The following is a 23,716-nucleotide window of genomic DNA, read 5'->3' on the forward strand; positions in this document are numbered from 1 at the left end:
GTGAGGTTCGCTTTGATTCAGGGTTGTGAGACACACCCTGAAGACGCGCGAGCCCTGCCGGTTGTGACAAACCTCGTCAGACCGGCTTCAACGCCATCGCCATGTGGCGCAGCTTGTCCGGGTTGCGCTGAACGTGGATGCGCACGATGCGCTCACCGTCGGTCTCGAAGGATTGCACCGATTCGAGAGCCCCATCGATGAAACGCAACACGCCCCACTGCCCGTTGATGACCGCGAGCTCGACCTGCACCGCATCCTTGAAGCGCAGACGGGTCGCATAGAACAGTTGAGCAATGCGCGTGCCGCCCAGCAGGGGTTTGCCGAAACTCGGGACCTTGCCTCCACCGTCACCGATCAACTCGGCGTCCTCGCTCAACAGGGACTTCATGGCGTCGAAGCTGCCATGGGTCAGCGCTTCAGCGAACTGACTGAGCACACGCAGGTGCACCTCGGGTGCCACGGTGAAGCGGGGCCGGGCTTCGCGCAACTGGGCCTTCGCGCGGCTCACCAGCTGGCGGCAGGCCGCTTCGCTCTTGCCGATGGTGCGCGCCACCTCGTCGTAGTCCGCGTCGAACACCTCGCGCATCAGGAACGCCGCCCGGGCCTCCGGTGTCAGGCGCTCCAGCAGGGTCAGGAACGCGACGGAGAGGTCTTCCGCGCGCTCCAGCACCTGCTCGGGCGAAGGTGGTGTCTGGTCCAGGCGCGGTTCAGGCAGCCAGAAGCCCACGTAGTGCTCCCGCTGCACCTTGGCCGAGCGCAGGCGGTCGATCGCCATGCGGGTCGTGGTGGTGACCAGCCAGGCCTCGGCGTTCGCGATGGCCGAACGGTCGGCATCGTGCCAGCGCAGCCAGGCGTCCTGCACGACCTCTTCGGCCTCGGCGATGGAGCCGAGCATCCGGTAGGCAATGCCCTGCAGGCGCCGGCGTTGGCTCTGGAAGGTGTGGGTGGCGTCGTCCATGGTGGCGTCAACCTTACATGATGGTCGGATGGGCAGCGGGGTCGCAAAGCTGTTTGCTGCATCAGACGTTTGTGACCGGCGTTTTGTGACAGAAACGGATCAAACAGTTGGGCAGCGCGTTGTCACGCACGCCTTTGATTGACCAGGTTGCGGCGATGGACCGCACCTACCTCTGGCAGCGCCCCGGCTGGCCACTCCGCAGAACGTCACACCGTGGCTCAGCTGGTTTCTGGCCTGCTTGCTGCGCGCCGTGCAAGGCGTCGAGCGACTGCATGGCCAACTGACCGGTCACTCGACTGAGGCCAGCCAGACCAGGTCCCGGGAACGACTGCTCACGCCAAGGATGAACAGGTGATCCCGACCACTATGCTTAGGTCTCACTCAGGCGCGCAGGGCAATGATCAGCACCGAAGTGGCAACACACATCCCGGCGTTGCAAGCATTGACGGCAACGGACCGCGTCACCCTTTGCCCCTCCTGTTCGTAGAGCCACGCGGCCATCGTCAGGTTGGCGCCAGTCCAGGTCAGCCACGTCAACAGCGAGTGTTGCTGCGAGTCGCCACTGGACCAGATCGCCCAGATGGTGGGTAGGTACGCCACCATGCGGGCCGCGCTGAAGAGCGCAAACGACCACCCCAGCACAGCGAGGTAGCGGGCGCGAGCCGGCGCGGCGGTGGTGCCGACGGCATCGAGGCGGGCGTGCATGGCGGGCTTCCTAGCCTTGGGCCGGTCCGTGGCTGGCTTCGAGCACGGACCATTCGGCTTCCGTCTTGCGCACGGACGAAAGGCGCAGGCCTGCATGGGCGAACAACCGAGCGTACTCGCGCCTGCTGCGTTCGCGCCCGCTCAGGCTGACCAGCATGTTCAGGTCCGTGCGAGCGACATTTCGGTCGCCGGGATCGTGACCGGGGTTGTCGGGACGCAGGCGTTCGATCACCAGCAACCTGGCCTGTTGCGACATCGCTTCGGCGCAATGCGAGAGGATCCTTCGGCAAGACTCGTCATCCCAGTTGTGGAGCACGCTCTTGAGGAGGTAGAGGTCCCCGCCGACCGGGACGCCGACGAAGAAGTCACCAGCCTCGACTCGGCAGCGAGCCCACACGCCCAGGCGCTCGAGTCGCTGCTCAGCGCCTTCGAGTGCAGCAGCCTGATCGTGCAGCACGCCGCGCGCCGCGGGTGCCTGTTGCAGGACAGCACCGAGCAACTCGCCTTGACCACCGCCGACATCGACGACGCAACGGACCGAATCCAGCTCGAACAGCGGAACGAGTGCCGGCGCAGCCTGCCGGGTCAGCTCGACCATGGCGTGGTGGAAGACCGTACGCGCCTGCGCGTCGGTGGCCAGCCGCTCATAGCCGCCGACGCCATGGTGCCGCTGGGGCCAGCTGGCGCCGGTACGGACTGTCTCGGGCAGTTCGCCCAGGCGCTGCCACAGCCCACCCCCGGCGTGCAGGGCCCAGTGGTGCAAAGACCCCGGCGCCTCGCGACACAGCAGCTCGCCCACACGGGTCAGCCGCCAGCCCTGTGTGGCCACGGATTCGCACAGATCGAGGGCGGTCATGGCCAGCAACAGCCGCTGCAGCGCATCAGGGCAGCAGCCGCTGGCGGCGGCCAGGGCTGGCGTGTCTGCGGTGCCTTGCGCCATGTGTTCCGGCAGCTGCAGCACACAGGCGGTGCGAATGACCTGCGTGACCCAGGCACCGTTGATCATGGCCAACAGTTGCGCGGCATCGTCAGTTGAGCCGCGCGGCGGGCGGGTGGGCGCGAAAGTGTCCATCACGCGCGTTGCTCCTATTCGGTCTTCAGGCCGGCCGCCCGGATCAACTGCCCGAACCGGGCGTGTTCGGCTCGGATGAAGGCCGTGAACTCGGTCGGCGAGAGTTCACCGGCGTCGGCCCCGGCCTGCGCGAAGAATCGCCGCCCCTCGTCGCTGGTCGCAACCTTGTTGATCTCGCGGTTGAGGCGTTCGACGACGGGCTGTGGCGTGGCCGCCGGCGCGGCGATGCCTGTCCAACCGATGTATTCATACCCGGGTACGCCAGCCTCAGCAAGCGTGGGCACTTCCGGCCAGGCCGGAACGCGCCTAGCGCCAGAGACGGCCAGCGCGCGCAACGCGCCTGACTTGACGTGCGGCAGCAGCGGTGTCAGACCCTCGATCGCCCAGTCCACCTGCGACCCCAGCAAAGCCGTCAGCAGCGCCCCGCCACCCTTGTATGGCACGTGCACCGCCTCGATGCTGGCCATGCGCTTCAGTTCTTCGGCCGCCAGATGCGGCGGCGTGCCGTTGCCGTTGGATCCGTAGTTCATGGACCCGGGCTTGGCCCTTGCGCGTGCCAGCAGATCGGCCACCGAGGTGATCGGCGAAACCGCCGGCACCACCAGTGCCAGCTGACCGATACCGAAGCGCGCCACCGCCACGAAGTCGGCCAACGCGTCGTAGCGGGGCTTGGCGAAGAGGTGCGGATTGATGGCCGCGATGCCCTGGTGTGTGAGCAGCAGCGTGTGTCCGTCGGGAGCTGCGCGCGCCACCTGCTCGGCCGCGACGCTGCCACCGGCGGCAGCGTTGTTTTCCACCACCATGGGCTGGCCGAGCAACGGGCCGACACGATCGGCCAGCCAGCGCGCACGGATGTCGGTGACGCTGCCGGCACCGCCCGCGATCAGGCGGATCGGTCGGCTGGGCCAGTCCGCCGCCCCTGCCGGCCATGCATTCACGGCACAGCCCGCGACGACGAAGCTCAGAATTTGGCGACGATGCAGTTTCATGGGGTACTCCTTTGCCATCGAATGGGTTCACTCTATGCGGCGGATGCGTTCGCAGGAATACTCCAGGTGTTGGAGCTGCCTTCAACCCCTGGTTGAAGGCGCTGATTCGCTCATGGCGCATTGGTGGGAGCAGAGCATGGACAGACTTCGTGCGATCCGATACCTCGTTTCGGCGGCCGAGGGTGCCAGCCTTTCCGCGGCGGCACGACTGCATGGTGTCAGCGTGGCCGCGGTGGCCAAGCTGATCGGCGCGCTGGAATCCGACATGAGGGTTCAGCTGTTGGAGCGCCACGCCCACGGTGTCACACCCACGGTGGCAGGGCGCATGTTCCTGGAGGTGTGCCGTCCCGCCCTGGCACAGCTCGACGACGCCGTGGAACAGGTCACCGCGTCGTCCACCCGGGTCCAGGGCACGGTCGTCATCGGCGTGCAGCCGGTCGTCGCCCAGGAAGTGCTGACCGCGGCGTTGCCCAAGTTCTGCGCGTTGTATCCCGACATCCAGCTCGACGTGCGCTACTTCATGAACATGGCCGAGCTGCAGAACCGCAGCCTCGACGCCATCATCGTGATGGGCTGGCCGCAGCAGGTGGGCGACCTGGTCGGACGGGCTCTGGGTGCCACAACCTTCGTCGTCGTCGCTTCACCAGCTTACTGGACAGCGCATGGCATGCCGCAGCACCCGCTCGACCTCGAGCAGCACAACTGCCTGTGCATCCGCTCGAACACCGGATCCGTGATGGACTTGTGGCACTTCAGGCGCGGCGATGAACGCGTGTCGGTTGCAGCGCGTGGCTCGATCATCGTTGACAACGTGCATCGCGACATGGTGCGCGACCTGGTGCTCTCCGGCGTAGGCGTCGCTCGCCTGCTTGACTGGCATCAGCGTCCCGGGCGGGAGGTGCCTCGCGGCCTGCTGGTCCCGGCGCTGACCGACTGGGTCGTCGACGAAGTCCCGCCCGTCAATCTGCTCTACGCTCCGAGCGTCCGGCGCACACCCCGCGTGCGTGTTTTCCTGGACTGGGTCGTACAGCTCTTTGCCGAAGTCGAGCGCGAGCGCCTGCGGCCACTGCCCGCCACGGCGATGCCCCACTGGGTGAAGATGAGGCGGCTACGCGCGTCGGAGACCCGCTGAGCGCAGCATCCATCCCGCTGTCGACCGGGGCGGGTCGAATGCCAAGAACACTTGACGCACGCCCGACGTGCGCGGACGGAGTTCCGGATCAGGACGGCTCCGTATGAAATGATGCGACATGCCACTGAGTTCCGAAGACCTCCAACAAATCGCCGCGCGCACCCTGGCGCACTACGAGCAGCACGCCCAGAGCTACTGGGAAGGCACGCGCGATCACGACGTCAGCCAGAACATCGCGGCGCTGCTGAAGCACATACCCGGACCACCGCCCTTTGACCTGCTGGATTTCGGCTGCGGGCCCGGGCGCGACCTGCACACCTTCAAGGCGCTGGGCCACCGCGCCGTGGGCCTGGAGGGCGCGCCCAGCGCGGCGGCGCTGGCGCGCGTCCACAGCGGCTGCGAGGTGCTGGAGCAGAGCTTCCTGCACCTCGACCTACCCGCACAGCGCTACGACGGTGTGTTTGCCAATGCCGTGCTGTTCCATGTGCCCTCCCAAGTGCTGCCGCAGGTGCTGCGACAACTGCAGGCCTGCCTGCGGCCAGGCGGTGTGCTGTTCAGCTCCAACCCGCGCGGCGATGGCCAGGAGGGCTGGAACGGTGAGCGCTACGGCGCATTTCACGACTGGCCAACCTGGCGTGCCTTGGTGACGGCCGCCGGCTTCGACGAGTTGGAGCACTTCTACCGTCCGACGGGCCTACCGATCGAGCAACAGCCCTGGCTGGCGAGCGTGTGGCGCAAGCGCTGAGCCTTGGCGCCACGGCACTGCGCGCTGCTGATCTCGCCGCTGCAGCACCGGCCTATGACTGCTATGGTTGACCGTCTCGACGGTCGGATGCCTGGTTTGGGTCAGCTCGCGATGGGCATGGTCGTCGACCCGGTCCTTTGATCCGGTGCATTGCCAAGGACCGCTGCCGGGCTTGACCGCGAACTGGCAGTCCCGGCCAGAAGCAGACATCTAAGGGAAGGCCCCTGTGAACACTCATGAACTCGTTTTACCTTTGGATTTTCAAGACTACGCATGGGAGGTCGAGTCGAAAGGTTGGTTTGATGGAGCAGTATTGTTTCATCTGAACAATCGTTACCGACTCACGTTCTACGACTCGGTGAGACTCGGGCAAGAGATTGGGGAAGAGCTCCGCCGTCAGCCACTTTTCATCGAGCCGAACCTGCTTGTCGTCGAGTCAGTAACGGAAGCTGCTATGCGCAAAGCGGTCGACTACGCCGTTGCTGCGGGCCTCGTCAGAAACTTGGTAGCCGAGTAGGTCCTGTCGTTCTCTTCGGGTCCGGTGCCGCCTGACCTAGCCTGGCGGTCATCGGCCAGAGGCGGACGAATGGCCTTCAACACATCACACCCAATTGGCTCTCTCATCAAAGCTTTATGGACTTCCTGACCTTTGGAATATTGGTGCTCGTTTTCGGCCCACCCGCGTTCTTTCTCGCGATGTCCATTCGGCATTTCATGCCCTTGCTCCGAGGGATGAAGCACCCTTGGTGGGCTCCTCTGTTGGGCCCATTTATCTTTCTCAACGATCAGTACCTTTCACTTGACGCAATTCGGCACCGGAAGCCGTGGGCTTACTACACGGCTGCATTTGTCGGATGGGTACTTTCTTTGTTTCTGCTTGTTGAACCTATAAAAACTGCTTTAGTCCGCATGTGACCAAGGACAGTTTCGGGCCCGCTTCTGCCTGAGCTAGCATGGCGGTCATCGGCCATCAATAGCTCCTGCCCGTAGGTTAGAGCGGACGTTCAACGTTCAAGGTAACCGGCCGCCGGACGCCCGAGGGCACCTGCAAGCGCAGCTTGCAGGCGGTCCGGTTGACCGCAGGGTTAGGGCGCAGGCGCTGGCGGGACACGAGCCGGAAACTCGTAGATGAACTTGAGGAGCATCTCTGTGAAAGCGATGAGTTCTTCCGCATCTGCCTGCGACATCAGGGCAATCTCGTGAGTTGCCTCGTTGCCTTTCCTTCGAATGTGATCAACCCAACCTCGCCCATTTGGCGGAATGAAGCCAGTAGCGGCAAGGTGGTCTACATACTCGATGAACTTGAGCCCTTCCTTCGCCCCTTGCTGAACCGCAATGTTCATGAGCATCTTGCGCGAAGCGAGGACTGATGCCGTGTAGGCACCTATGCCGCAGCAGTTCCTGGCTTCCTTGTACAGGCTCGCTAGATCGGCAGGTAGATGTTCCACTTCGTTTCCCGGCACAACGCCTGGCAGTTGAAGTGATCCAGCGTAGAAATACGTCGGCTTGTCGCAGTTCGGACAGACGTAGATCCTGCGGTTTGGATCGTTGTGGTGATAGCCCTTGTCGTTTGCGACATTGAAGCCACAGTGGCCACATCGAAACTGTCGTGCACCGATGCCGCCAACGCTGTTCCAGCCACTCATCTGTCTTCCTTTCTGCGCCCTAACGTTCAGCTTGAGGGGCCGCCGGAGGGCGAAGCCCGTAGGGTACCTGCAAGCGAAGCTTGCAGGCGGTCCCCTCGAAGCGATGGTTAGCCATAGGCGTGATGAACGAGCTGTTGATAGCCGGAATCCTCAATGATGACAGGATACCGTTGTGTATCAATCATGCTGCGAAAATCAGATGAGTAGCTAGCCTCTTCATAGTGAACCTGGCAGGAGGCAGTATCGAAAAAGGCGCGCAGCTTTTCTCTAACGACGGAAAGACAGTGTTCATCGCAGCCAATGCCAAATGAAACGATGTCCATTTGGTCTGTTAGGTCGCGATACAAATTCAGCGCAAACACGTTCTTACTGTTCTTGCTTGGTTGATACACGTAGACATCACCGGTGCCAACGGGCGTTCGTTCGAAATAGGCCACGTGCAACGCCCGCAAATCTACAGTAACGCCAAGAGCATTCAACGCAGCTTTGAGCGCGGCGTTTTCGACAAAGTCATGGTCTCCGTCACCGAACCAAGTGACAAAGTCGCTCATGGATACAGCAATGCAGAAGTCGCGGGCGGGAATCGCGGACATGATGGCTAACTTTGATGTAGTTCGTGTTTCACCAGATACCCACAGTGACCACGAGATAACATGGCGCCTCAAATCTGAAAATTGTGTTTGCATTCATGAAGTTACGGCGGCATACTGGATGCATGAACAGGTATAACAGATCTGACAAAGTTCGTGAGGGTTTTGCCGCTCCTCTGCAGTCCAAACGTTTGCTGGATCAGGTTCGCGAACGAATCAGGTATTTGCACTATAGCTTGCAGACTGAGAAAGCTTATGTGTACTGGGCGCGCTTTTTCGTGCTTTGGTCCGGCAGTCAGGGTGGCATGCGGCATCCACGCGACATGGGTGTTGTCGAGGTGGAAGCCTTTCTCACCATGCTCGCTAACGAGCGACAGGTTTCACCCGCGACACACAGGCAGGCGCTCAATGCCATCCTTTTCATGTATCGGCAAGTCCTGGGTATGGAATTGCCATGGATGCAACAAATAGGTCGCCCTGCAGAGCGCAAGCGCATACCCGTGGTGTTGACCAAAGAAGAAGTCCAACGGGTGTTGTGCCTGATGACGGCCGACGAGGGTTTGCTGGCTCGCTTGCTGTATGGCACAGGTTTGCGTCTGACCGAAGGCCTTTCGCTGAGAGTGAAGGATCTCGATTTCGACCGCCACGCGATTGTGGTGCGCAGCGGCAAGGGCGACAAAGACAGGGTGGTGATGCTGCCGCGTTCGCTCGTTCCGGCATTGCACGCTCAGTTGGCGCGAGCGAAGGTGTTGTGGACCCGTGACCGCGCTGTGGGCGTGAATGGGGTTTACCTGCCACATGCGCTTGAGCGAAAGTACCCGCGCGCGGGAGAGAGCTGGGCCTGGCACTGGGTTTTGCCTTCCCCCACTTTGTCGGTGGATCCCCAGACGGGCGTGGAGCGTCGCCACCACCTGTTTCCTGAGCGCTTGTCAAAGCGGCTCAAGCAAGCATGCAGAGAAGCTGGTTTGGCGAAGCCTGTCTCGGTGCACACGCTGCGCCACAGTTTTGCAACCCACTTGCTGCAGTCGGGCACTGACATTCGCACGGTGCAGGAACTTCTTGGCCATTCGGATGTGCCCACCACGATGATTTACACGCATGTGCTCAAAGTGGCAGCCGGTGGCACGGCCAGTCCACTGGATGCCATGGCTCTGGAGGGTTGAGTGACAGGTTTCCGGAATGTGTGCGACCGTCAGCAACGGGTCGAAACCGGGCAAGCATCGACATTGATCGCTCAATGTGCAGCGGGAAACGGCAGCGCGCGCCCGTTGGGCAGTTTGGGCATCGCCGCTTGGAACAGGGGGTGTGCCAGCCAACCGCGCAGCCAGCCCTTCAGTGCCGGCAACGGCAGTCCCTCAAACCAACCCGGCTCCACCGCCGCGAACTGCCTCACGAACGGAAAGATGGCGATGTCGGCCGCGCACGGGGCATGGCCGCCCAGCTGGCCAGTGCTTTGCAGCTGCGCGTCCAGCGGCTTCAGCAGCACGTCCACCGCCTGTTCGCGGTGATGCGCCTTTGAATCCACGCCGTCGAATCGCTCGGGGTACTTGTACCGGTCCAGGTGGTGTTTGAATGCGCCGTCGCAGGCCGCCAGCAGCGCCAGGTTCGTCGCGCTTTGCGCGCGCGCCCACCAGCCATCGGCATCGCCAGTTTCCAGGAAGGCCCAGCGCATGATGTCCAGGCTCTGCTCCAGCACCTGTCCATCTGGCAGCCGCAGCACGGGCACCGTGCCCTTGGGTGAAAGGGCCAACAACTCAGCGGGTTTGTCGCGCAACACGATCTCGAACGCGTCAAACGCCACGCCCGCCTGCCCCTACGCCATGCGTGCGCGCATGGCGTAGGGGCAGCGCCTGTAGGTGTAGAGCAGCGGGGGGGCATGGGGTTGCCTGCGGTGTGCTTCGATGTGCCAGACCGACGAGGGTAGGGCAAGGCCGGCGCCTCACTTCACATACCGCCGCAAGCCCTTCACCAGCGCATCAAACGCCGCCTTGCAACGCGGGCTGTTGCGCAGGCCTTCATGCATGGCCACCCAGGTGGTCAGCTTCATGGACAGCCGCGTGGGCAGCACGCGCACCAGGTTCGGGTCGCGGCGCGCCAGCGCGGTCTGGCACACGCCGATGCCGGCGCCGGCGCGCAGCAGGGCCAGCTGGGCCAGGTCGCTGTCGCAGCGCCAGTGGAAGTTGTCGCGTTGCCAGATCGGCAGCTTGGTGGCGGCGCTGCGCAGGAACGGAGTTTCGCGGTCGAACCCGATGAGCACGTGGTGAGCCAGATCGGCCAGCGAAGCGGGCTGGCCGTGGCGTTCGAGGTAGCTGCGGTGGGCGTGCAGGCCCAGCTCCACGTCGCCCACGCGGGTGGCGAGCAGCACGTCTTGCTGGGGCGGGGTCATGCGCACGGCGATGTCCACCTCGCGGCGCACCAGGTCTTGCAGGGCGTTGCTGGTCACCAACTCGACGCGCAGTTCCGGGTGCTGCGCCTGCAGCGCAGCCAGCAGGGGCGGCAACACCTCCACGCCCATCACTTCGCTGGCGGAGATGCGCACCGTGCCGCGCACGCCTTCGCCCAGGCTGCGCGCGCTGCGTTCCAGCGAGGCCGCCATGCTGTGCATGGCTTCAGCGCCGTCGCGCAGCGTGAGCGCGGCTTCGGTGGGCAGCAGGCCGGCCTGCGAGCGCGTGAACAACGTGGTGCCCAGCGCGGCTTCGAGCAGCGCCACATGGCGGCCCACCGTGGGCTGCGTGAGGCCCAGCGCCCGCGCCGCGCCAGAGAGCGAGCCTTCTTCGAGCACCGCCAGCAACGAGCGGTACAGCTCCCATCCAATGGTCTTGTCCATAAAAAAACGTATAGCGGCTGTTCAGGATTGGGCAATTTCTTTTTGCCCGCGAAACGCCGACGATAACCCCATCACCACTTTTTCAGGAGTTTTTCATGTCGGATTCATCAACGGTCTTGGTGCTCGGTGCCAGCGGCGGCATTGGCGGGGAAATGGCTCGCCTGCTGCTGGCGCGGGGCTGGCGGGTTCGCGCCATGAAGCGCGGGCTGGGGGTGGCGCGCCGCGAGCAGGGTGGCATCGAATGGGTGGAGGGTGACGCGCTGCAGGCGGCCGACGTGATGGCCGCCGCGCAGGGCTGTTCGGTCATCGTGCACGCGGTCAACCCGCCCGGCTACCGCCGCTGGGCCGAGTGGGTGCTGCCCATGATCGACAACACCATTGCGGCCGCGCAGGCGCAGGGCGCCACGGTGGTGCTGCCGGGCACGGTCTACAACTACGGACCCGACGCGTTCCCGCTGATTGCCGAAGACGCGCCGCAGAACGCCCACACCCCCAAGGGCCGCATTCGCGTGGAACTGGAGCAGCGCCTGGCCAGCGCCGCACAGGCGGGCCGCATGAAAGCCATCGTGGTGCGCGCGGGCGATTTCTTCGGCCCCCGCGCGGGCAACAACTGGTTCAGCCAGGGCATGGTCAAGCCCGGGCGTGCGGTGCGCACCGTGAACACCCCGTCCGCTGCCGGCGTGGGCCACCAGTTCGCCTACCTGCCCGACGTGGCCCGCACCATGGCCGAGCTGCTGGACCGCCGAGACACCCTGCCTGCCTTCGCCAGCTTCCACATGGCGGGCCACTGGGACGCCACCGGCACCGCCCTCGCCGAAGCCGTGCAGCGCGCCGTGGTGCGCCGGGGCGGCGGCGCGGTGCCGGCCATCCAGCCGTTTCCATGGTGGCTGGTGCGACTGGCCTCACCCTTCGTGACCACCTTTCGCGAACTGCTGGGCATGCGCTACCTGTGGCAGCAGCCGGTGCGTCTGGACAACCGCCGGCTGCTGCAGCAACTGGGCCACGAACCGCACACCCCGCTGGACGAAGCGGTGGAGGCCACGCTGGTGGGCCTCGGCTGCCTGCCGCCGGATGGCGTGCCCATGCCGGTGCAAGGGGCGCACGCCTGAACGGAGCGGGCCCGCTCACCGCGTACCATCTCCCCATGACCCAAGACACCCAAGACCCGATCCACGAAGACCGCGTATGGAGCGACGAGCACTGGACCGCGCGCGTGATCAAGAACGAAGACGACGATGGCTGGGCGGTGGCCATGTTCCTGGACGGCCAGGTCGAGCCGGCGCTGGTCGGCCCCTGGACCATGGGCCGCAACAAGAAGGACCCCAAGCCGCTGGACACCAGTGCGTTCAACACGCTGGTGAAGACGGCCAAAGAGGTGATCCGCCGCTCCGAGCAACAGCGCTTTGCCGAGCTGAACAAGAACGTGAGCATCACGGTGGGCGGCCAGCGCATCCGCGTGGAGCTGGCCATCGTGCCCGACGAAGAGGGCGCCACCGCCACCCTGCGCGCGCTGAATGAATTCGACGAAGAGCTGGCCCTGGTGTCCGCGCCACCGAACTTCAGGCTCAACACGGCCAGCGCCGAGGCCTGGGTGGTCTCGGGTTTCGAAAAGCCGCGCTCATGATCGATGGACTCATTGCCGGCCGCCTGATGGGCGACGCCTCCCGCCGCGTGGACAAGGCGGGCCGCACCTACATCGTGGCGCGCGTGCTGGCGCGCAACAAGATGGACGAGGAGTTCATCGTCAACGTGATCGCGTTCGACGAAGCGCCCTGCGCCGCGCTGCTGGCGCTGGCCGATGGCGAGGCGCTCACGCTATCCGGCGCGCTCACGCCCAAGGTGTGGACCGACAAGCAGGGCATCGCCCGCCCGAGCCTGGACCTGATCGCCGCGCAGGTGATGACGGCCTACCACGTAAGTCGCAAGCAGGCGGCGCTGGGCGGGGCGGACGGCGAGGCGGGGTGAGGGTCAGCTGCCGGTCAACACGGGCAGGGCGGTGACGCCCGAAAAATCGCGGTCGTGTGTGACGAAAGCACTGGCGCCGGCTTCCAGCGCGGTGGCGAGTTGCAGGGCGTCGGGCAGCTTCAGCCGGTGTTGCGCACGCAGTTGCGCGGCCAGCGCCGCGATGGGTACCGACACGGGCACCACCTCGAATTGACACAAGGCCTTCTCATAGCGCTTGGCCAGCGCGGTCTGGCCGGCCTTGTGCGGGCCGGTCAGCACCTCGGCCAGCGTGACGGTGGACAGCACGATGCTGAGCGTTCCGTTTTCGGCGGCTTCAAACAGGCCGACAAACAGTTCGGCAAACTGCAGGTGCGACTCCAGCACATAGATGAATGGCGAGGTGTCTACAAACACCCTGCTGCCTGCGGGCAAGCCGCCCCAGGTGGTGGCGATGGCCGTGGTCTTTTTGCGCGGCATTCAGGCGCCGTCCCTGTCGTTCCACTCGTCTCGCAGGTTGGCGATGGTTTTGCCTGCGCTCTTTCCCCACAGGCCTTTGCCGGTACCTCGCAGCGCGAGCAGGCCAGGCTGCGGTTTGCGGGTGGCTTTGAGTTTTTCCAGGTCTTGCACCGGCACGACTGCCGCATAGGGTTTGCCGTGCTTGGTGATGACGCTGTACTCGCCCGCATGGGCTTCCGACACGATGTGGGGCAACTGGGTCCGCGCCTGTTCCAGGCCGTATAGCGTTTGCGTGCTCATGGGATTCCTTTATTCTGTACAGACTGTACATAATTTATTGATTTGGCGCAATCGATGCGAACCCGGTTTCGGCGACACTTTGTATATGAACCTCAGTGAATTGGGTATGGATGCCTGGCTCGCACCCAGCATCAGCGAACTGTCGGCGCAAGACCTGTCGGCCGCCCGGGTGACGGCGGTGGACCGGGGCCGTTACCTGGTGCGCAACGAAGCGGGCGAGGTGCCCGCCGAGTTGACGGGCAAGCTGCTGCACCTGGCCGAAAGCTCGGCCGATCTGCCTTGCGTGGGCGACTGGGTGGGCGTGCGTTACCGCGATGGCGGCACCCAGGCGAGCATCCACACGGTGCTGCCGCGGCGCTCGTTCCTGCGGCGCAAGGCCGCGGGCCGCGACGTTGAATTCCAGATGATCGCCGCCCACATCGATGCGGCGTTCATCGTGATGTCGTGCCATTTCGATTTCAACATCGCCCGGCTGGAGCGTTACCTGGTGATGGCGCACGACGGGCATATCGAGCCCGTGGTGCTGCTGACCAAGACGGACCTGATCAGCCCGGAGGTGCTGGAGCAGCTGATCGGGCAGATACGGCGGGTGGGCGTGGAGGCCCGGATCGTCTGCGTCAGCAACGTGACCGGCTCGGGCGTGGAGCAGGTGCGCGAGCTCATGACACCGGGCAAGACTTACTGCCTGCTGGGCTCATCGGGCGTGGGCAAGACGACGCTGATCAACCACCTGCTGGGCGACGGCGATCTGGAAACCCGCGAGGTCAGCCACACCGGCGAGGGCCGCCACACCACCACGCGGCGGCACCTGATCGTGCTGGCGCACGGCGCGCTGTTGATCGACATGCCCGGCATGCGCGAGCTGGGCCTGCTCGGTGCGGGCGAAGGCATCGAAGACAGCTTCGCCGACATCGCCGCGCTGGCGCGCCAGTGCCGTTTTCCCGATTGCACGCATGGCAGCGAACCGGGCTGTGCGGTGCGTGCCGCGATCGAACGGAACGAGGTCAGCGAAGCACACCTGCGCAACTACCTGAAGCTGCGCAAGGAGTCCGAGTTTCACGAGCTGTCGCTCACCGAGCGGCGCAACAAGGACCGCGCGTTCGGCCGCTTCCTACACAACTACAAGAAGCAGAAGGGCGGGCGGGACCGGGATTAGCCGCCACCGCTCAGCGCCGTTGCGGCCACAGGCGGACGGCGAGTGCCGCCAGGGCGCTGGTCGTGGCCAGCAGCACGACCGCGATCCAGCCACCGTGGGCGAGCAGCAGGCTGCCCAGTGCTGCGCCGCTGGCCATGCCGATGAACATGCCGACGAAGAGCACGGCGTTCAGGCGGCTGCGGGCGGCGGGGTCGATGCCGTAGACGATGGTCTGGTGGGCGATCAGCGTGGCCTGCGCGCCGAGATCAAAGCTGATGGCGCCCACCGCCAGCAGCAGCAACTGCGCGTGCGGTGTCAGGAGCGGCCCCAGCGCCATGGCCGCGAACGCCACCACCACCAGGCCCGCGCCCAGGCGGGTGACGCGTTCCGGTCCGTGGCGATCGGACAAGCGGCCGGCCACGGGCGCCGCCAGCGGCGCTGCCCAGGTGGAACGGCGCGTCGTGCAGCATGACGGCCAGCGTGGACCAGAAGGCGCTGAACCCCACCGAGAGCAGGCCCTGCGCCAGCGCCGCCCGGCGCAGCGGCGCGTGGCGCATCCAGAGCTGCCAGAGCGAGCCGAGCAGGGCGCCGTAGGGCAACTGGGTGGTGGGTTGGAAACGCGGCAGCGCCCGCCAGACGGCGACGCCGATGACGGCGATGCTCGCGGCGGCCAGCACGAACATCGTGCGCCAGCCGAACTGTTCGGCGACGAAGCCGCTGACCACGCGCGAGAGCAGGATGCCCAGCAGCAGCCCCGTCATGACCGTGCCCACCACCTTGCCGCGGTGCGCGTCGGGCGCGAGCGTGGCGGCGGCGGGCACGATGTCCTGGGCCAGGGTGGCCACCAGCCCGATCACCAGGCTGGCCGCCAGCAGCACCGCCATGGAGGGGGCGGCAGCCGCGGCGAGCAGGGCCGCCACCAGGGCGGCGGCCTTGAGCAGGATGATGCGGCGCCGGTCGTAGCGGTCACCCAGCGGCGCCAGCAGCAGGATGCCCAGCGCGTAGCCCAGCTGTGTGAGCGTGGGCACCAGGCCCACGGTGCTGGTCGAGGCGCCCATGTCCGCGGCCAGTTCGCCCAGCATGGGCTGGCTGTAGTAGATCGAAGCTACCGCCAGACCGGCGCCGCTGGCCAGCAGCAGCACCAGGGGTGTTGGTAGGTGCGCGGCGCGGGCGCCCGCTTCTTCCAGTGGGGCAGCGGCGAAGTTTCCATTCGATTTGTGTATGCATGTCATGGTCAATGGGTGGTGTCTCGTGTTGGTGTGGATCGAGTTTCAAGGCTTTGATGCACGGTGTGAAGGTGCAAAGGTTGAAAATCTGTCATACGATTAATGCATGACCAGAAGACCCACAACCTCGCGCGCGATCACCGCAACGCCAGCACCGCAGGTGGGCGCGGGTGACCGCCTGCAGCTGATGGCGACGTTCGTGCGCATCGTCGAGGCCGGCTCCCTGTCGGCCGCGGCGGCCCAGATGCAGTCCACCCAGCCCACGGTCAGCCGCCGCCTGCAGGCCCTGGAGCAATCACTGGGGGTGCGGCTGTTGCAGCGCTCGACGCATGCGATGCGCCTGACCGTGGACGGTGAGCGGTGTTTCGAGCGCGCCAAGGAGCTGCTGGCCAGCTGGGCCGCCTTCGAGGCCGACCTGCGCGGTGCGCAGGAAGAGCCTGAAGGGTTGTTGCGGGTGCGCGTGCCGCACGCCTTCGGCCAGGAGCAGTTCGTGGAACCGCTGGCCCGGTTTCTGCGCGAGTGCCCCCGTGTCTCGGTCGAGTGGCTGCTGCAGGACGAGGTGCGCGACTTCATCGCCGAAGGCGTGGATTGTGCGATCCAGGTGGGTGCGCCGACCGACCCGTCCGTGGTGGCGATCAAGCTCTCGGAGGTGCCCCGCATCGCGGTGGCCGCGCCGTCGGTGCTGGCCGGCGCGTCGGTGCCAAAGGCCCCCGGCGATCTGGCTGCTCTGCCCTGGCTGTCCCTGCGCACCTACTACCGCAACGAAATCGCACTCACCCACCGGGTCACCGGCCAGAACGAGCGCATCGCGCTGCGGCCGGTGATGAGCACCGACAACCTGTTCGCCCTGCGCAGTGCCGCCTTGCTGGGGCTGGGGGTCTGCGTTGGTTCGGCCTGGATGCTGGCCGACGACATCGCCCAGGGGCGGCTGGTGCATGTGGCGCCGGACTGGCATGCCGCGCCGCTGCCGGTCTACATCGCCTACCCGCACGCACGTTTCTACCCGTCGCGCCTGCTGCGCTTCGTGGCCTTGATGCGCAACGCCGTCGCGCCGGCCATTCAAGGCTGACTGATAGCGCTCAGCGCCGGATGCGGTGCCCGGTCTTGAACACCCACCACACCACGGTCAGGCAGGCCAGCATGAAGGCCAGCGTCATGCCGGTGCTCACCGCGATGTGCACGTCGGCCGCGCCGTAGAAGGCCCAGCGCAGGCCGCTGATGAGGTAGACCACCGGGTTGAACAGCGACACGGTCTGCCACAGCGGCGGCAGCATGTTGATGCTGTAGAACGCGCCGCCCAGGAAGGTGAGCGGCGTGATGACGAGCAGCGGGATCACCTGCAGTTTCTGGAAGCTGTCGGCCCACAGGCCGATGATGAAACCGAACAGGCAGAAGGTGATAGCGGTGAGGATGAGGAAACCCACCATCCACACCGGGTGCGCCACTTCGTAGGGCACGAACAGGCGCGCGGTCAGCAGGATCAGCAGGCCGAGCGTGAGGCTCTTGGTGGCCGCCGCGCCCACATAACCGAGCAGCACCTCGACCCAGTTCACCGGCGCGCTCAGCAGCTCGTAGATGGTGCCGGACCACTTGGGCATGTAGATGCCGAAGGCGGCGTTGGAAATGCTTTCGCTCAGCAGCGAGAGCATGAGCAGGCCGGGGATGATGTAGGCGCCGTAGCTGACGCCACCGATGTCGCCCATGCGCGAACCGATGGCCGAGCCGAAGACGATGAAGTACAGCGAGGTGCTGAGCACTGGCGCGATGATGCTCTGCATCCAGGTGCGCAGGGCGCGGTTCATTTCGAACTGGTAGATGGCGCGCACGCCGTGCATGTTCAAACTCATGGAGCCCCCACGCTGGTCACTTCGTGTACTGCGCTGCCCCCCGAGGGGGTGCGAGCTTGCTTGGGGCGGCCCTGCGCTGCGCTCATGTTCATGCGGTCACCTCTTTGTTTTCGTGGACCAGGCTGACGAAGATGTCTTCGAGCGAGCTTTCGCTGGAGCGCAGGTCCTTGAAGTGGATGCCTTCGGTGCCCAGCGCGGCGAGCAGCTCGGCGATGCCGGTGTCGTCTTTCTGGGCGTCGAAGCTGTAGGTGAGCGTGAGCCCGTCGGTTGACAGCGTGAGCGGCCACTGCGCCAGCGCGGCGGGCACGGTGGCCAGCGGCTGCTGCAGCGTGAGCGCGAGCTGCTTCTGGCCGAGCTGGCGCATGAGCGTGGCCTTTTCTTCCACCACGATGAGTTCGCCCTTGCGGATCACGCCGATGCGGTCGGCCATGTCTTCGGCTTCTTCGATGTAGTGCGTGGTGAGGATGATGGTGGTGCCCGCTTCACGCAGCTCGCGCACCAGGCGCCACATGTCGTGCCGCAGCTCCACGTCCACGCCCGCGCTGGGCTCGTCCAGGAACAGGATCTTGGGCTCGTGCGACAGCGCCTTGGCGATCAGCACGCGGCGCTTCATGCCGCCCGAGAGCGCGAGGATCTTGCTGTCTTTCTTGTCCCAGAGCGAGAGGTCTTTGAGGATCTTCTCGATGTAGGCGGGGTTGGGCGCCTTGCCAAACAGGCCGCGGCTGAAGCTCACGGTGGCCCACACGGTTTCGAACGAATCGGTGTGCAGTTCCTGCGGCACCAGGCCGATGGCGGCGCGGGCGGCGCGGTAGTCGCGCACGGTGTCGTGCCCGTCGGCCGTGACCGTGCCTTCGCTGGCGTTGACCATGCCGCAGATGACGCTGATGAGTGTGGTCTTGCCGGCGCCGTTGGGGCCGAGCAGGGCAAAGATTTCGCCGCGGCGGATGTCGAGGTGGACGTTTTTCAGCGCCTGGAAGCCGCCGGCGTAGGTCTTGCTGACGCCGCGAACGCTGACGATGGCGTCGGTGATGGCGACCGCGACAGGGGGTAGGGTCATGGTGTGCTGGCGGGGTAGGGGGTGGGCTGCCGCACGGGTCTGAGCCTCTGTGGGGTGGCGGCAGTTTTCTGGTAACCGCTCTTTATACCGGTACGGGAGCGGCCTTGCAGCGCCGGGGTTGAGCGTGCCCTCCCCGGAGCGGGCATTTTCCGTCCCCCGATAGGGCATCTTTCCCCGGCCCATAGGGAAGCCCTCGTATGGGGAAAAAAGCGTGCTCTCTATAGATTCAAAGGCACCCCCCGGGGTCCTCTTTGAAGCCCACCAAAGCAGGCACTCCGGAGCTCTTGCGATGGCCCGCCACGCCGTCTTGCGCGCGGCCCAGGCCCATCGCGACCTTCCTCTCCAGGAGTTCGCTCATGCTTCGACGCCAGTTTTTCGCGGGCTCTGCCGCGGCCCTCGCCACCACCTTCACGGGATTCACCCTTCCCGCCCATGCGGCGCTGGCACCGCCGGTCATCAACGTGGTGGCCACCGTCAAGGCCTTGCGCATCCCGAGCGGTCCGTGGGCCGGTGGCTATGAAATCGCACCGGCCGGTCGGCTCAACTGGTATTTCACCAACCTGGGCCTGCTGCCGGTCGTGCAACTGCTGAATGCGGCCGACCGCGAGCTCTACATCCGTTCCTACCTCGACCTCTACCTCAAGACGGTGCGGGCCGACGGAACGATCGAGGATGTGGATTTCACCTCAGGCCTGAGCACGAGCGGCGCCTACGCCATGGTGCCTTCCGACTCGGACGATTCGTACGCCGCCACCCTGCTGACCCTCGCGGTGAAGTACCTGCGTGCCAGCAAGAACTGGGTCTGGTGGGACGCGAACAAGGCGAAGCTGAAATTCATCGCCTACCGCAACCTGGCGGTGATGGTCAAACCCGACGGCTACACCAGCGTGTTCCAGGCGCCACGCAACCAGAGCAACAGCATCGGCTACCTCATGGACAACTGCGAGGTCTACCGGGGCCTGCGCGATTTTGCTGCGATGTTGCGCGAACGCGGTGAGCCGAGCGAAGCCACCTACTACGACTCGTTTGCCACCGGCATCACCAACGGCATTCTCAAGATCGGCTTTGACAACGCGCGCGGCGGCTTCGCGGTGGGCGACCACACCCCGCTGGCCGAGACCAGCTTCTACCCCGGCACCACCTGCCAGGTGTTCCCGCAGGCTTTTGGCGTGAGCGAACTGGCGCCGTACTTCGACCGCGGTTTCCAGTTCCTGGAGACCTACTCCCCCGGCTGGGCCGATGGGCGCTACGACCCGTACCCCTGGGCGGTGCTGGGCTTGGTCGCGGCCAAGCGCGGCCGCTTCGCGCAGGCGCGCACCCAGAAGACCCTGATCGAGCAGATGTTTGTCGACAACCGGGCGCTCGTCACCATCAACGAACTGGGTTTCTACCAGCGCACCAAGCGCTTGCTGGCCGGCCTGTCCGAGATTTGAACGGCTGCCCGTCGCCGTCTGTTGGCGCGCTGGCGCACAGACGGCGTCCGGCTCCGGTCCACACCATCGCCCGATGATCACGTCCCCGTTGCCTGCGCGAGCGCGCCATGCCCCGCCTCAAACGCTGTTCACCCAGGTGCTGGCCCACTTGCCGGAAGGCATCTGGGTCTGCGATGTGCAGAGCCACACCCTGCACCGCAACCCCGCGGCGATCGCCATCTGGGACGGTGTGCGCGACGCCGATGTGAGCCGCTTTCCCGGCTGCCTGGGCTGGTGGGCCGACACCGGCCGCCCGATCGGCGACGACGAGTGGGGCACCACGAGAGCCCTGAAGGCGGGCGAAGCGGTGCTGGACGAGCGGGTGGAGATCGAGACCACGGAGGGTGTGCGCAAGGTGCTGCTGACCTCCTACATCCCCTTGAAGGGCGGTGGTGGTGCGCGCCCGGGTTGCCTGGTGCTCATCAAGGACATCACCGCCTTGCACCGCACCGAGCACCGGCTCCACGGTGCCGAGATGTCCCTGCGCGCGCTGTCGCAGCGGCTGCTGCAGGTGCAGGAAGCCGAACGCCAGCGCATCGCGCAGGAGCTGCACGACGACATTGGCCAGGTGGTTGCGGCGATGCGGCTGCACCTGGCGCACATGGCCGAGATGGCCGGCGACGGACCGATGGCCGGGATCGCCACCAATGTGCTGCAGATGTCGGACCAGCTCGGCTCGCGCGTGCGTCAGATCGGTCTGGGCCTGCGCCCGCTGGAACTGGACGACTTCGGCGTCATGGCCGCGCTGCGCAGCCTGGTGGCCTCGCTGGGCCGGCTGCCGGCGCTGGTGGTGCGGCTGCAGGCCGAGGGCGCGGAGTTGCGCTACCCGCCTGCGGTGGAGACGGCGGCCTTCCGCATCGCCCAGGAAGCGCTGAGCAACGCGATGCAGCACAGCGCCTGCTCGGCCGTGCACATCCGGGTGACCATGGCGCCCGGGCTGCTGCAGCTCACCGTGACCGACGATGGCGTCGGCTTCGAACCCGGACAGGCACGGGTGGCCGCCTTGCGCGACGGGCACATCGGCCTGGCCGGCATGCAGGAGCGCGCACGCCTGGCGGACGGGACCTGCGAGCTGCGCTCCGAGGCCGGGCAGGGCACCACGGTGCACGCGGTGTTCCACACCGACGGGGTGGCGCCGTGAGGGTGCTGCTGGCCGACGATCACACCCTGTTTCGCGCCGGGCTGACGGCGCTGCTGGGCGATCTGCCCGGCATGGACATCGTGGGCGAAGCGGGCGACGGCGCGGCGGCCGTGGCGCTGGCGATCGAGACCCGGCCCGACCTGGTGTTCCTCGACATCGCCATGCCGGTGATGAACGGCATCGTGGCCACCGCCCAGATCAAGGCGGCCCTGCCCGACACCCGCGTGATCGTGTTGTCCATGCACCTGAACGAGGACCACATCCGCGGCGCGCTCAGCGCGGGCGCCGACGGCTACATGGTGAAGGACGCGGCGCCGGCCGAGCTGAAGCTCGCGGTGCAGGCCATGCGGGTGGGGCAGAGCTACCTGAGCCCGGCGGCCGCCTCGCTGCTGATCCAGCAGGTGCTGCCCGCGCTCCGGCTGGCCGACCCGCTGCACGCCCTCACCGCGCGGCAATCCGACGTGCTGCGCCTGATCGCCGAAGGCATGACCTCCAAGGGCATCGCCCGGCAGCTGAAGGTATCGCCCAAGACCATCGACATCCACCGCACCCAGCTGATGCAGCGCCTGGACATCCACGACATCGCCGGGCTCACGCGGTTTGCGGTGCGCGTGGGCCTGGTGGGCTCGGGCTAAGACCTCTTCTGACCAGCGGCCTTGTGCCCGGCGGGGGCGTGAATCTATACTGTTATTTTGTACAGTATTGAAGCATGACCACCGTCCACATTCCCGTGCAGGCCATCAAAGGCCGTGGTGTGGCCCACCGCCAGCCGCACCGCTTCGAGCGCGACCAGCGCGCCGCGTTCGACGACGGCTGGGGCACGCTGGCCGAAGCCACGGCCGCGGGCGAAGAAGCCGCCGCGCCTGCCACGCAGGTCACGTTCGAAGACGCGCGCAGCGCCATCACCCACAACGACTCGCCCGACATCGGATTCACCCTCGGGCTCAACCCGTACCGCGGCTGCGAACACGGCTGCCTCTACTGCTACGCCCGGCCGACGCACAGCTACCTCAACCTCTCGCCGGGGCTGGATTTTGAAACGAAGATCATCGCCAAGCGCAACATCGCCGCCGTGTTGCGCAGCGAGCTGCTGCGCCCGGCCTACGCGCCCGACCTGCTGGCCATCGGTACCGTGACCGATGCCTACCAGCCGGTGGAGCGTGAGCTGCGGCTGACGCGCGCCGTGCTGGAGCTGCTGCACACCGCGCACCACCCGCTGGCGATGGTGACCAAGGGCAGCGGCGTGGAGCGCGACATCGACCTGCTCGCGCCCATGGGCGCGCAGCGCCTGGCCGCGGTGTACGTGACCATCACCACGCTGGACGCGCAGCTCGCTCGCATCCTGGAGCCGCGGGCCGCCGCGCCGCACCGGCGGCTGCGCACCATCCGCACGCTGGCCGAGGCGGGTGTGCCCACGGGCGTGAGCGTGTCGCCGCAGATTCCGTTCATCAACGACGACATGGAGCGGGTGCTCGAAGCGGCTTATGAGGCCGGTGCCCGGCGCGCCTTCTACCAGGTGCTGCGCCTGCCCTGGGAGCTGAGCGACATGTTCCGTCTGTGGCTGGAGCAACACTACCCGGACCGCGCCGCGCGCGTGATGGCGCGCATCCAGGACATGCGCGGCGGCAAGGACTACGACGCCGACTTCGCCACCCGCATGAAGGGCCAGGGCATCTGGGCCGACCTGCTGCGCCAGCGCTTCGTCAAGACCTGCGACCGGCTCGGCTTCAACCGAGGACGTGAACCGCTGGACGCCAGCCTCTTCAGGCCATCGGCGCTGCGCGGCCAGGGCGATCTGTTCTGAACCGTTTTCCGTGCGGTCGGCGCGAGCCACCCAGGGCACCGCCGGACCGGCTTTGCCGGACGGCCAGTGCCGCCACCCTTGAGGGGGGTCGCGCGCAGCGCGGCGGGGGGTGCTCCGTTACCGCATGATCACGCAGCCCTCGGCATCCCACTCCACCTGGGTGATGCCGGGCTCCATGGCTTCGAGCCTGCGCCGTTCCAGCTCTTCGGGGCTGGCCTGGCCCTGGCTGGCGACCCACTGTGTGGCATGGTCCTGGCGGGCGCGCTGCTCGACACTGAAGGCGATGGCCGAAGTGATGTGGCGCACCAGCTCATCGGTCTCCCAGGGTTTGGTGAGGTAGCGGTACAGGCCGAACTGGTTCACGGCTTCCTGCGCCGTCGTGAAATCGGCCGTCCCGGTCAGGATCATGCGCACGCACCCGGGCTGGATGTCCGCCGCCAGGGCCAGGAGTTCCATGCCGCCCATGTTGGGCATGCGCAGATCGCTGACGATGACGTCAAAGCGTTGCGCGATCAGTTCCGCGAGCGCCTCCGAACCGCTGTTGCAGGTCACGATCTTCACCCCGTTGCCCAGGGGTGCGCGCAGTGCGCGGTGCAAGGCGCGGACGATGGCGGCCTCGTCATCGACGAGAAGAATGCTGCCTTGAAGTGTTGGGCTCATGGGAGGCTCC

At 66.0% G+C, this 23,716-nt stretch carries 25 protein-coding genes and 2 pseudogenes; 13 read left to right on the forward strand and 14 right to left on the reverse strand.

All coding sequences use genetic code 11. The features are described from left to right. Positions 1-76: 76 nt before the first annotated feature. From F3K02_RS14300 to F3K02_RS14315, 4 genes are all read right to left on the reverse strand, one after another. Positions 77-958, reverse strand: coding sequence for an RNA polymerase sigma-70 factor (locus F3K02_RS14300; RefSeq protein ID WP_177136284.1), 882 nt, complete (start codon positions 956-958; stop codon positions 77-79). A gap of 381 nt (positions 959-1,339) precedes the next feature. After that, positions 1,340-1,663, reverse strand: coding sequence for a hypothetical protein (locus tag F3K02_RS14305; RefSeq protein ID WP_177136285.1), 324 nt, complete (start codon positions 1,661-1,663; stop codon positions 1,340-1,342). A gap of 10 nt (positions 1,664-1,673) precedes the next feature. Next, on the reverse strand, positions 1,674-2,735 hold the full coding sequence (locus F3K02_RS14310) for a methyltransferase (RefSeq protein ID WP_177136286.1): 1,062 nt from the start codon (positions 2,733-2,735) through the stop codon (positions 1,674-1,676). A 14-nt stretch (positions 2,736-2,749) separates the two neighbouring features. Beyond that, positions 2,750-3,724: a Bug family tripartite tricarboxylate transporter substrate binding protein gene (locus tag F3K02_RS14315; protein ID WP_177136287.1), complete on the reverse strand. Its 975-nt coding sequence runs from the start codon at positions 3,722-3,724 to the stop codon at positions 2,750-2,752. 136 nt (positions 3,725-3,860) lie between these two features. Between F3K02_RS14315 and F3K02_RS14320 the strand changes: the two genes are divergently transcribed. The 3 genes from F3K02_RS14320 (at position 3,861) to F3K02_RS14330 (ending at position 6,118) form a co-directional block, all read left to right on the forward strand. After that, positions 3,861-4,856 (forward strand): LysR family transcriptional regulator, encoded by a 996-nt coding sequence (locus tag F3K02_RS14320; RefSeq protein ID WP_177136288.1) that lies wholly within the window; start codon positions 3,861-3,863, stop codon positions 4,854-4,856. Positions 4,857-4,974: 118 nt separating this feature from the next. Next, the gene (locus tag F3K02_RS14325; protein WP_177136289.1) at positions 4,975-5,601 is read left to right on the forward strand and encodes a class I SAM-dependent methyltransferase; all 627 of its coding nucleotides are present in this window, start codon (positions 4,975-4,977) and stop codon (positions 5,599-5,601) included. Between the two features lie 226 nt (positions 5,602-5,827). Then, positions 5,828-6,118 (forward strand): hypothetical protein, encoded by a 291-nt coding sequence (locus tag F3K02_RS14330; protein WP_177136290.1) that lies wholly within the window; start codon positions 5,828-5,830, stop codon positions 6,116-6,118. Positions 6,119-6,686: 568 nt separating this feature from the next. Here the strand turns inward: F3K02_RS14330 and F3K02_RS14335 are convergent. Continuing rightward, the gene (locus F3K02_RS14335) at positions 6,687-7,247 is read right to left on the reverse strand and encodes a DUF4145 domain-containing protein (RefSeq protein ID WP_177136291.1); all 561 of its coding nucleotides are present in this window, start codon (positions 7,245-7,247) and stop codon (positions 6,687-6,689) included. A gap of 107 nt (positions 7,248-7,354) precedes the next feature. Further along, positions 7,355-7,840, reverse strand: a complete 486-nt coding sequence (locus F3K02_RS14340; protein ID WP_177136292.1) for a hypothetical protein — start codon at positions 7,838-7,840, stop codon at positions 7,355-7,357. A gap of 122 nt (positions 7,841-7,962) precedes the next feature. Between F3K02_RS14340 and F3K02_RS14345 the strand changes: the two genes are divergently transcribed. Next, the gene (locus F3K02_RS14345) at positions 7,963-9,000 is read left to right on the forward strand and encodes an integron integrase (RefSeq protein WP_177136293.1); all 1,038 of its coding nucleotides are present in this window, start codon (positions 7,963-7,965) and stop codon (positions 8,998-9,000) included. Positions 9,001-9,071: 71 nt separating this feature from the next. Here F3K02_RS14345 and F3K02_RS14350 read toward each other — a convergent pair. Both F3K02_RS14350 and F3K02_RS14355 read right to left on the reverse strand, forming a co-directional pair. After that, a pseudogene (locus F3K02_RS14350) lies at positions 9,072-9,671 on the reverse strand (glutathione S-transferase). A 105-nt stretch (positions 9,672-9,776) separates the two neighbouring features. Then, positions 9,777-10,664 (reverse strand): LysR family transcriptional regulator, encoded by an 888-nt coding sequence (locus F3K02_RS14355; RefSeq protein WP_177136294.1) that lies wholly within the window; start codon positions 10,662-10,664, stop codon positions 9,777-9,779. Between the two features lie 95 nt (positions 10,665-10,759). Here F3K02_RS14355 and F3K02_RS14360 point away from each other — a divergent pair, with 95 nt between their 5' ends. Genes F3K02_RS14360 through F3K02_RS14370 form a run of 3 tightly spaced genes read left to right on the forward strand, consistent with a single transcriptional unit; the run spans position 10,760 to position 12,629 of the window. Continuing rightward, on the forward strand, positions 10,760-11,773 hold the full coding sequence (locus F3K02_RS14360) for an NAD-dependent epimerase/dehydratase family protein (protein WP_177136295.1): 1,014 nt from the start codon (positions 10,760-10,762) through the stop codon (positions 11,771-11,773). A 35-nt stretch (positions 11,774-11,808) separates the two neighbouring features. Next, the gene (locus tag F3K02_RS14365) at positions 11,809-12,288 is read left to right on the forward strand and encodes a hypothetical protein (RefSeq protein ID WP_177136296.1); all 480 of its coding nucleotides are present in this window, start codon (positions 11,809-11,811) and stop codon (positions 12,286-12,288) included. Continuing rightward, a complete protein-coding gene (locus tag F3K02_RS14370; protein WP_177136297.1) occupies positions 12,285-12,629 on the forward strand; it encodes a single-stranded DNA-binding protein in 345 nt (114 codons plus the stop codon). The genes F3K02_RS14365 and F3K02_RS14370 overlap by 4 nt, the downstream gene beginning before the upstream one ends. Positions 12,630-12,632: 3 nt before the next feature. Here the strand turns inward: F3K02_RS14370 and F3K02_RS14375 are convergent, their stop codons facing one another. After that, positions 12,633-13,085: a type II toxin-antitoxin system VapC family toxin gene (locus F3K02_RS14375; protein ID WP_177136298.1), complete on the reverse strand. Its 453-nt coding sequence runs from the start codon at positions 13,083-13,085 to the stop codon at positions 12,633-12,635. Further along, positions 13,086-13,364, reverse strand: a complete 279-nt coding sequence (locus tag F3K02_RS14380) for a type II toxin-antitoxin system Phd/YefM family antitoxin (RefSeq protein WP_177136299.1) — start codon at positions 13,362-13,364, stop codon at positions 13,086-13,088. A gap of 106 nt (positions 13,365-13,470) precedes the next feature. Between F3K02_RS14380 and rsgA the strand changes: the two genes are divergently transcribed. Beyond that, complete coding sequence (rsgA, locus tag F3K02_RS14385; RefSeq protein WP_218179464.1) at positions 13,471-14,520, forward strand: ribosome small subunit-dependent GTPase A; 1,050 nt, start codon at positions 13,471-13,473, stop codon at positions 14,518-14,520. A gap of 10 nt (positions 14,521-14,530) precedes the next feature. Here the strand turns inward: rsgA and F3K02_RS14390 are convergent. Then, positions 14,531-15,731: pseudogene (locus F3K02_RS14390) on the reverse strand (MFS transporter). 100 nt (positions 15,732-15,831) lie between these two features. On the opposite strand from F3K02_RS14390, the gene F3K02_RS14395 reads away from it, so the two are divergent. Continuing rightward, positions 15,832-16,794, forward strand: coding sequence for a LysR family transcriptional regulator (locus F3K02_RS14395; protein WP_177136301.1), 963 nt, complete (start codon positions 15,832-15,834; stop codon positions 16,792-16,794). 10 nt (positions 16,795-16,804) lie between these two features. Here F3K02_RS14395 and F3K02_RS14400 read toward each other — a convergent pair whose 3' ends face one another. Further along, the gene (locus tag F3K02_RS14400) at positions 16,805-17,572 is read right to left on the reverse strand and encodes an ABC transporter permease (RefSeq protein WP_370692111.1); all 768 of its coding nucleotides are present in this window, start codon (positions 17,570-17,572) and stop codon (positions 16,805-16,807) included. A gap of 88 nt (positions 17,573-17,660) precedes the next feature. After that, entirely contained in the window at positions 17,661-18,629 is a 969-nt protein-coding gene (locus tag F3K02_RS14405; RefSeq protein WP_177136302.1) for an ABC transporter ATP-binding protein, read from the reverse strand. Positions 18,630-18,985: 356 nt separating this feature from the next. Between F3K02_RS14405 and F3K02_RS14410 the strand changes: the two genes are divergently transcribed. The 4 genes from F3K02_RS14410 (at position 18,986) to F3K02_RS14425 (ending at position 23,046) form a co-directional block, all read left to right on the forward strand. After that, positions 18,986-20,062: a hypothetical protein gene (locus F3K02_RS14410; protein ID WP_177136303.1), complete on the forward strand. Its 1,077-nt coding sequence runs from the start codon at positions 18,986-18,988 to the stop codon at positions 20,060-20,062. 73 nt (positions 20,063-20,135) lie between these two features. Next, the gene (locus F3K02_RS14415) at positions 20,136-21,242 is read left to right on the forward strand and encodes a sensor histidine kinase (protein ID WP_177136304.1); all 1,107 of its coding nucleotides are present in this window, start codon (positions 20,136-20,138) and stop codon (positions 21,240-21,242) included. Beyond that, positions 21,239-21,877 carry a response regulator gene (locus F3K02_RS14420; protein WP_177136305.1) on the forward strand — a complete coding sequence of 213 codons (639 nt, stop codon included), beginning with the start codon at positions 21,239-21,241 and terminating at the stop codon, positions 21,875-21,877. The genes F3K02_RS14415 and F3K02_RS14420 overlap by 4 nt, the downstream gene beginning before the upstream one ends. Positions 21,878-21,951: 74 nt before the next feature. Further along, positions 21,952-23,046, forward strand: coding sequence for a PA0069 family radical SAM protein (locus F3K02_RS14425; RefSeq protein ID WP_177136306.1), 1,095 nt, complete (start codon positions 21,952-21,954; stop codon positions 23,044-23,046). Between the two features lie 117 nt (positions 23,047-23,163). On the opposite strand, the gene F3K02_RS14430 is transcribed toward F3K02_RS14425, so the two are convergent. Continuing rightward, complete coding sequence (locus F3K02_RS14430) at positions 23,164-23,706, reverse strand: response regulator (protein ID WP_177136307.1); 543 nt, start codon at positions 23,704-23,706, stop codon at positions 23,164-23,166. Positions 23,707-23,716 lie beyond the last annotated feature (10 nt).

Source organism: Hydrogenophaga aromaticivorans (assembly GCF_013387465.1).
Taxonomy (GTDB): domain Bacteria; phylum Pseudomonadota; class Gammaproteobacteria; order Burkholderiales; family Burkholderiaceae_C; genus Hydrogenophaga; species Hydrogenophaga aromaticivorans.

Excerpts from the sequence above, each read along its gene's own strand:
- F3K02_RS14300 (WP_177136284.1), bottom strand. The coding sequence starts at position 958 with ATGGACGACGCCACCCACACCTTCCAGAGCCAACGCCGGCGCCTGCAG.
- F3K02_RS14305 (WP_177136285.1), bottom strand. The coding sequence starts at position 1,663 with ATGCACGCCCGCCTCGATGCCGTCGGCACCACCGCCGCGCCGGCTCGC.
- F3K02_RS14310 (WP_177136286.1), bottom strand. The coding sequence starts at position 2,735 with ATGGACACTTTCGCGCCCACCCGCCCGCCGCGCGGCTCAACTGACGAT.
- F3K02_RS14315 (WP_177136287.1), bottom strand. The coding sequence starts at position 3,724 with ATGAAACTGCATCGTCGCCAAATTCTGAGCTTCGTCGTCGCGGGCTGT.
- F3K02_RS14320 (WP_177136288.1), top strand. The coding sequence starts at position 3,861 with ATGGACAGACTTCGTGCGATCCGATACCTCGTTTCGGCGGCCGAGGGT.
- F3K02_RS14325 (WP_177136289.1), top strand. The coding sequence starts at position 4,975 with ATGCCACTGAGTTCCGAAGACCTCCAACAAATCGCCGCGCGCACCCTG.
- F3K02_RS14335 (WP_177136291.1), bottom strand. The coding sequence starts at position 7,247 with ATGAGTGGCTGGAACAGCGTTGGCGGCATCGGTGCACGACAGTTTCGA.
- F3K02_RS14340 (WP_177136292.1), bottom strand. The coding sequence starts at position 7,840 with ATGTCCGCGATTCCCGCCCGCGACTTCTGCATTGCTGTATCCATGAGC.
- F3K02_RS14345 (WP_177136293.1), top strand. The coding sequence starts at position 7,963 with ATGAACAGGTATAACAGATCTGACAAAGTTCGTGAGGGTTTTGCCGCT.
- F3K02_RS14355 (WP_177136294.1), bottom strand. The coding sequence starts at position 10,664 with ATGGACAAGACCATTGGATGGGAGCTGTACCGCTCGTTGCTGGCGGTG.
- F3K02_RS14360 (WP_177136295.1), top strand. The coding sequence starts at position 10,760 with ATGTCGGATTCATCAACGGTCTTGGTGCTCGGTGCCAGCGGCGGCATT.
- F3K02_RS14365 (WP_177136296.1), top strand. The coding sequence starts at position 11,809 with ATGACCCAAGACACCCAAGACCCGATCCACGAAGACCGCGTATGGAGC.
- F3K02_RS14370 (WP_177136297.1), top strand. The coding sequence starts at position 12,285 with ATGATCGATGGACTCATTGCCGGCCGCCTGATGGGCGACGCCTCCCGC.
- F3K02_RS14375 (WP_177136298.1), bottom strand. The coding sequence starts at position 13,085 with ATGCCGCGCAAAAAGACCACGGCCATCGCCACCACCTGGGGCGGCTTG.
- F3K02_RS14380 (WP_177136299.1), bottom strand. The coding sequence starts at position 13,364 with ATGAGCACGCAAACGCTATACGGCCTGGAACAGGCGCGGACCCAGTTG.
- rsgA (WP_218179464.1), top strand. The coding sequence starts at position 13,471 with ATGGATGCCTGGCTCGCACCCAGCATCAGCGAACTGTCGGCGCAAGAC.
- F3K02_RS14395 (WP_177136301.1), top strand. The coding sequence starts at position 15,832 with ATGACCAGAAGACCCACAACCTCGCGCGCGATCACCGCAACGCCAGCA.
- F3K02_RS14400 (WP_370692111.1), bottom strand. The coding sequence starts at position 17,572 with ATGAGTTTGAACATGCACGGCGTGCGCGCCATCTACCAGTTCGAAATG.
- F3K02_RS14405 (WP_177136302.1), bottom strand. The coding sequence starts at position 18,629 with ATGACCCTACCCCCTGTCGCGGTCGCCATCACCGACGCCATCGTCAGC.
- F3K02_RS14410 (WP_177136303.1), top strand. The coding sequence starts at position 18,986 with ATGCTTCGACGCCAGTTTTTCGCGGGCTCTGCCGCGGCCCTCGCCACC.
- F3K02_RS14415 (WP_177136304.1), top strand. The coding sequence starts at position 20,136 with ATGATCACGTCCCCGTTGCCTGCGCGAGCGCGCCATGCCCCGCCTCAA.
- F3K02_RS14425 (WP_177136306.1), top strand. The coding sequence starts at position 21,952 with ATGACCACCGTCCACATTCCCGTGCAGGCCATCAAAGGCCGTGGTGTG.
- F3K02_RS14430 (WP_177136307.1), bottom strand. The coding sequence starts at position 23,706 with ATGAGCCCAACACTTCAAGGCAGCATTCTTCTCGTCGATGACGAGGCC.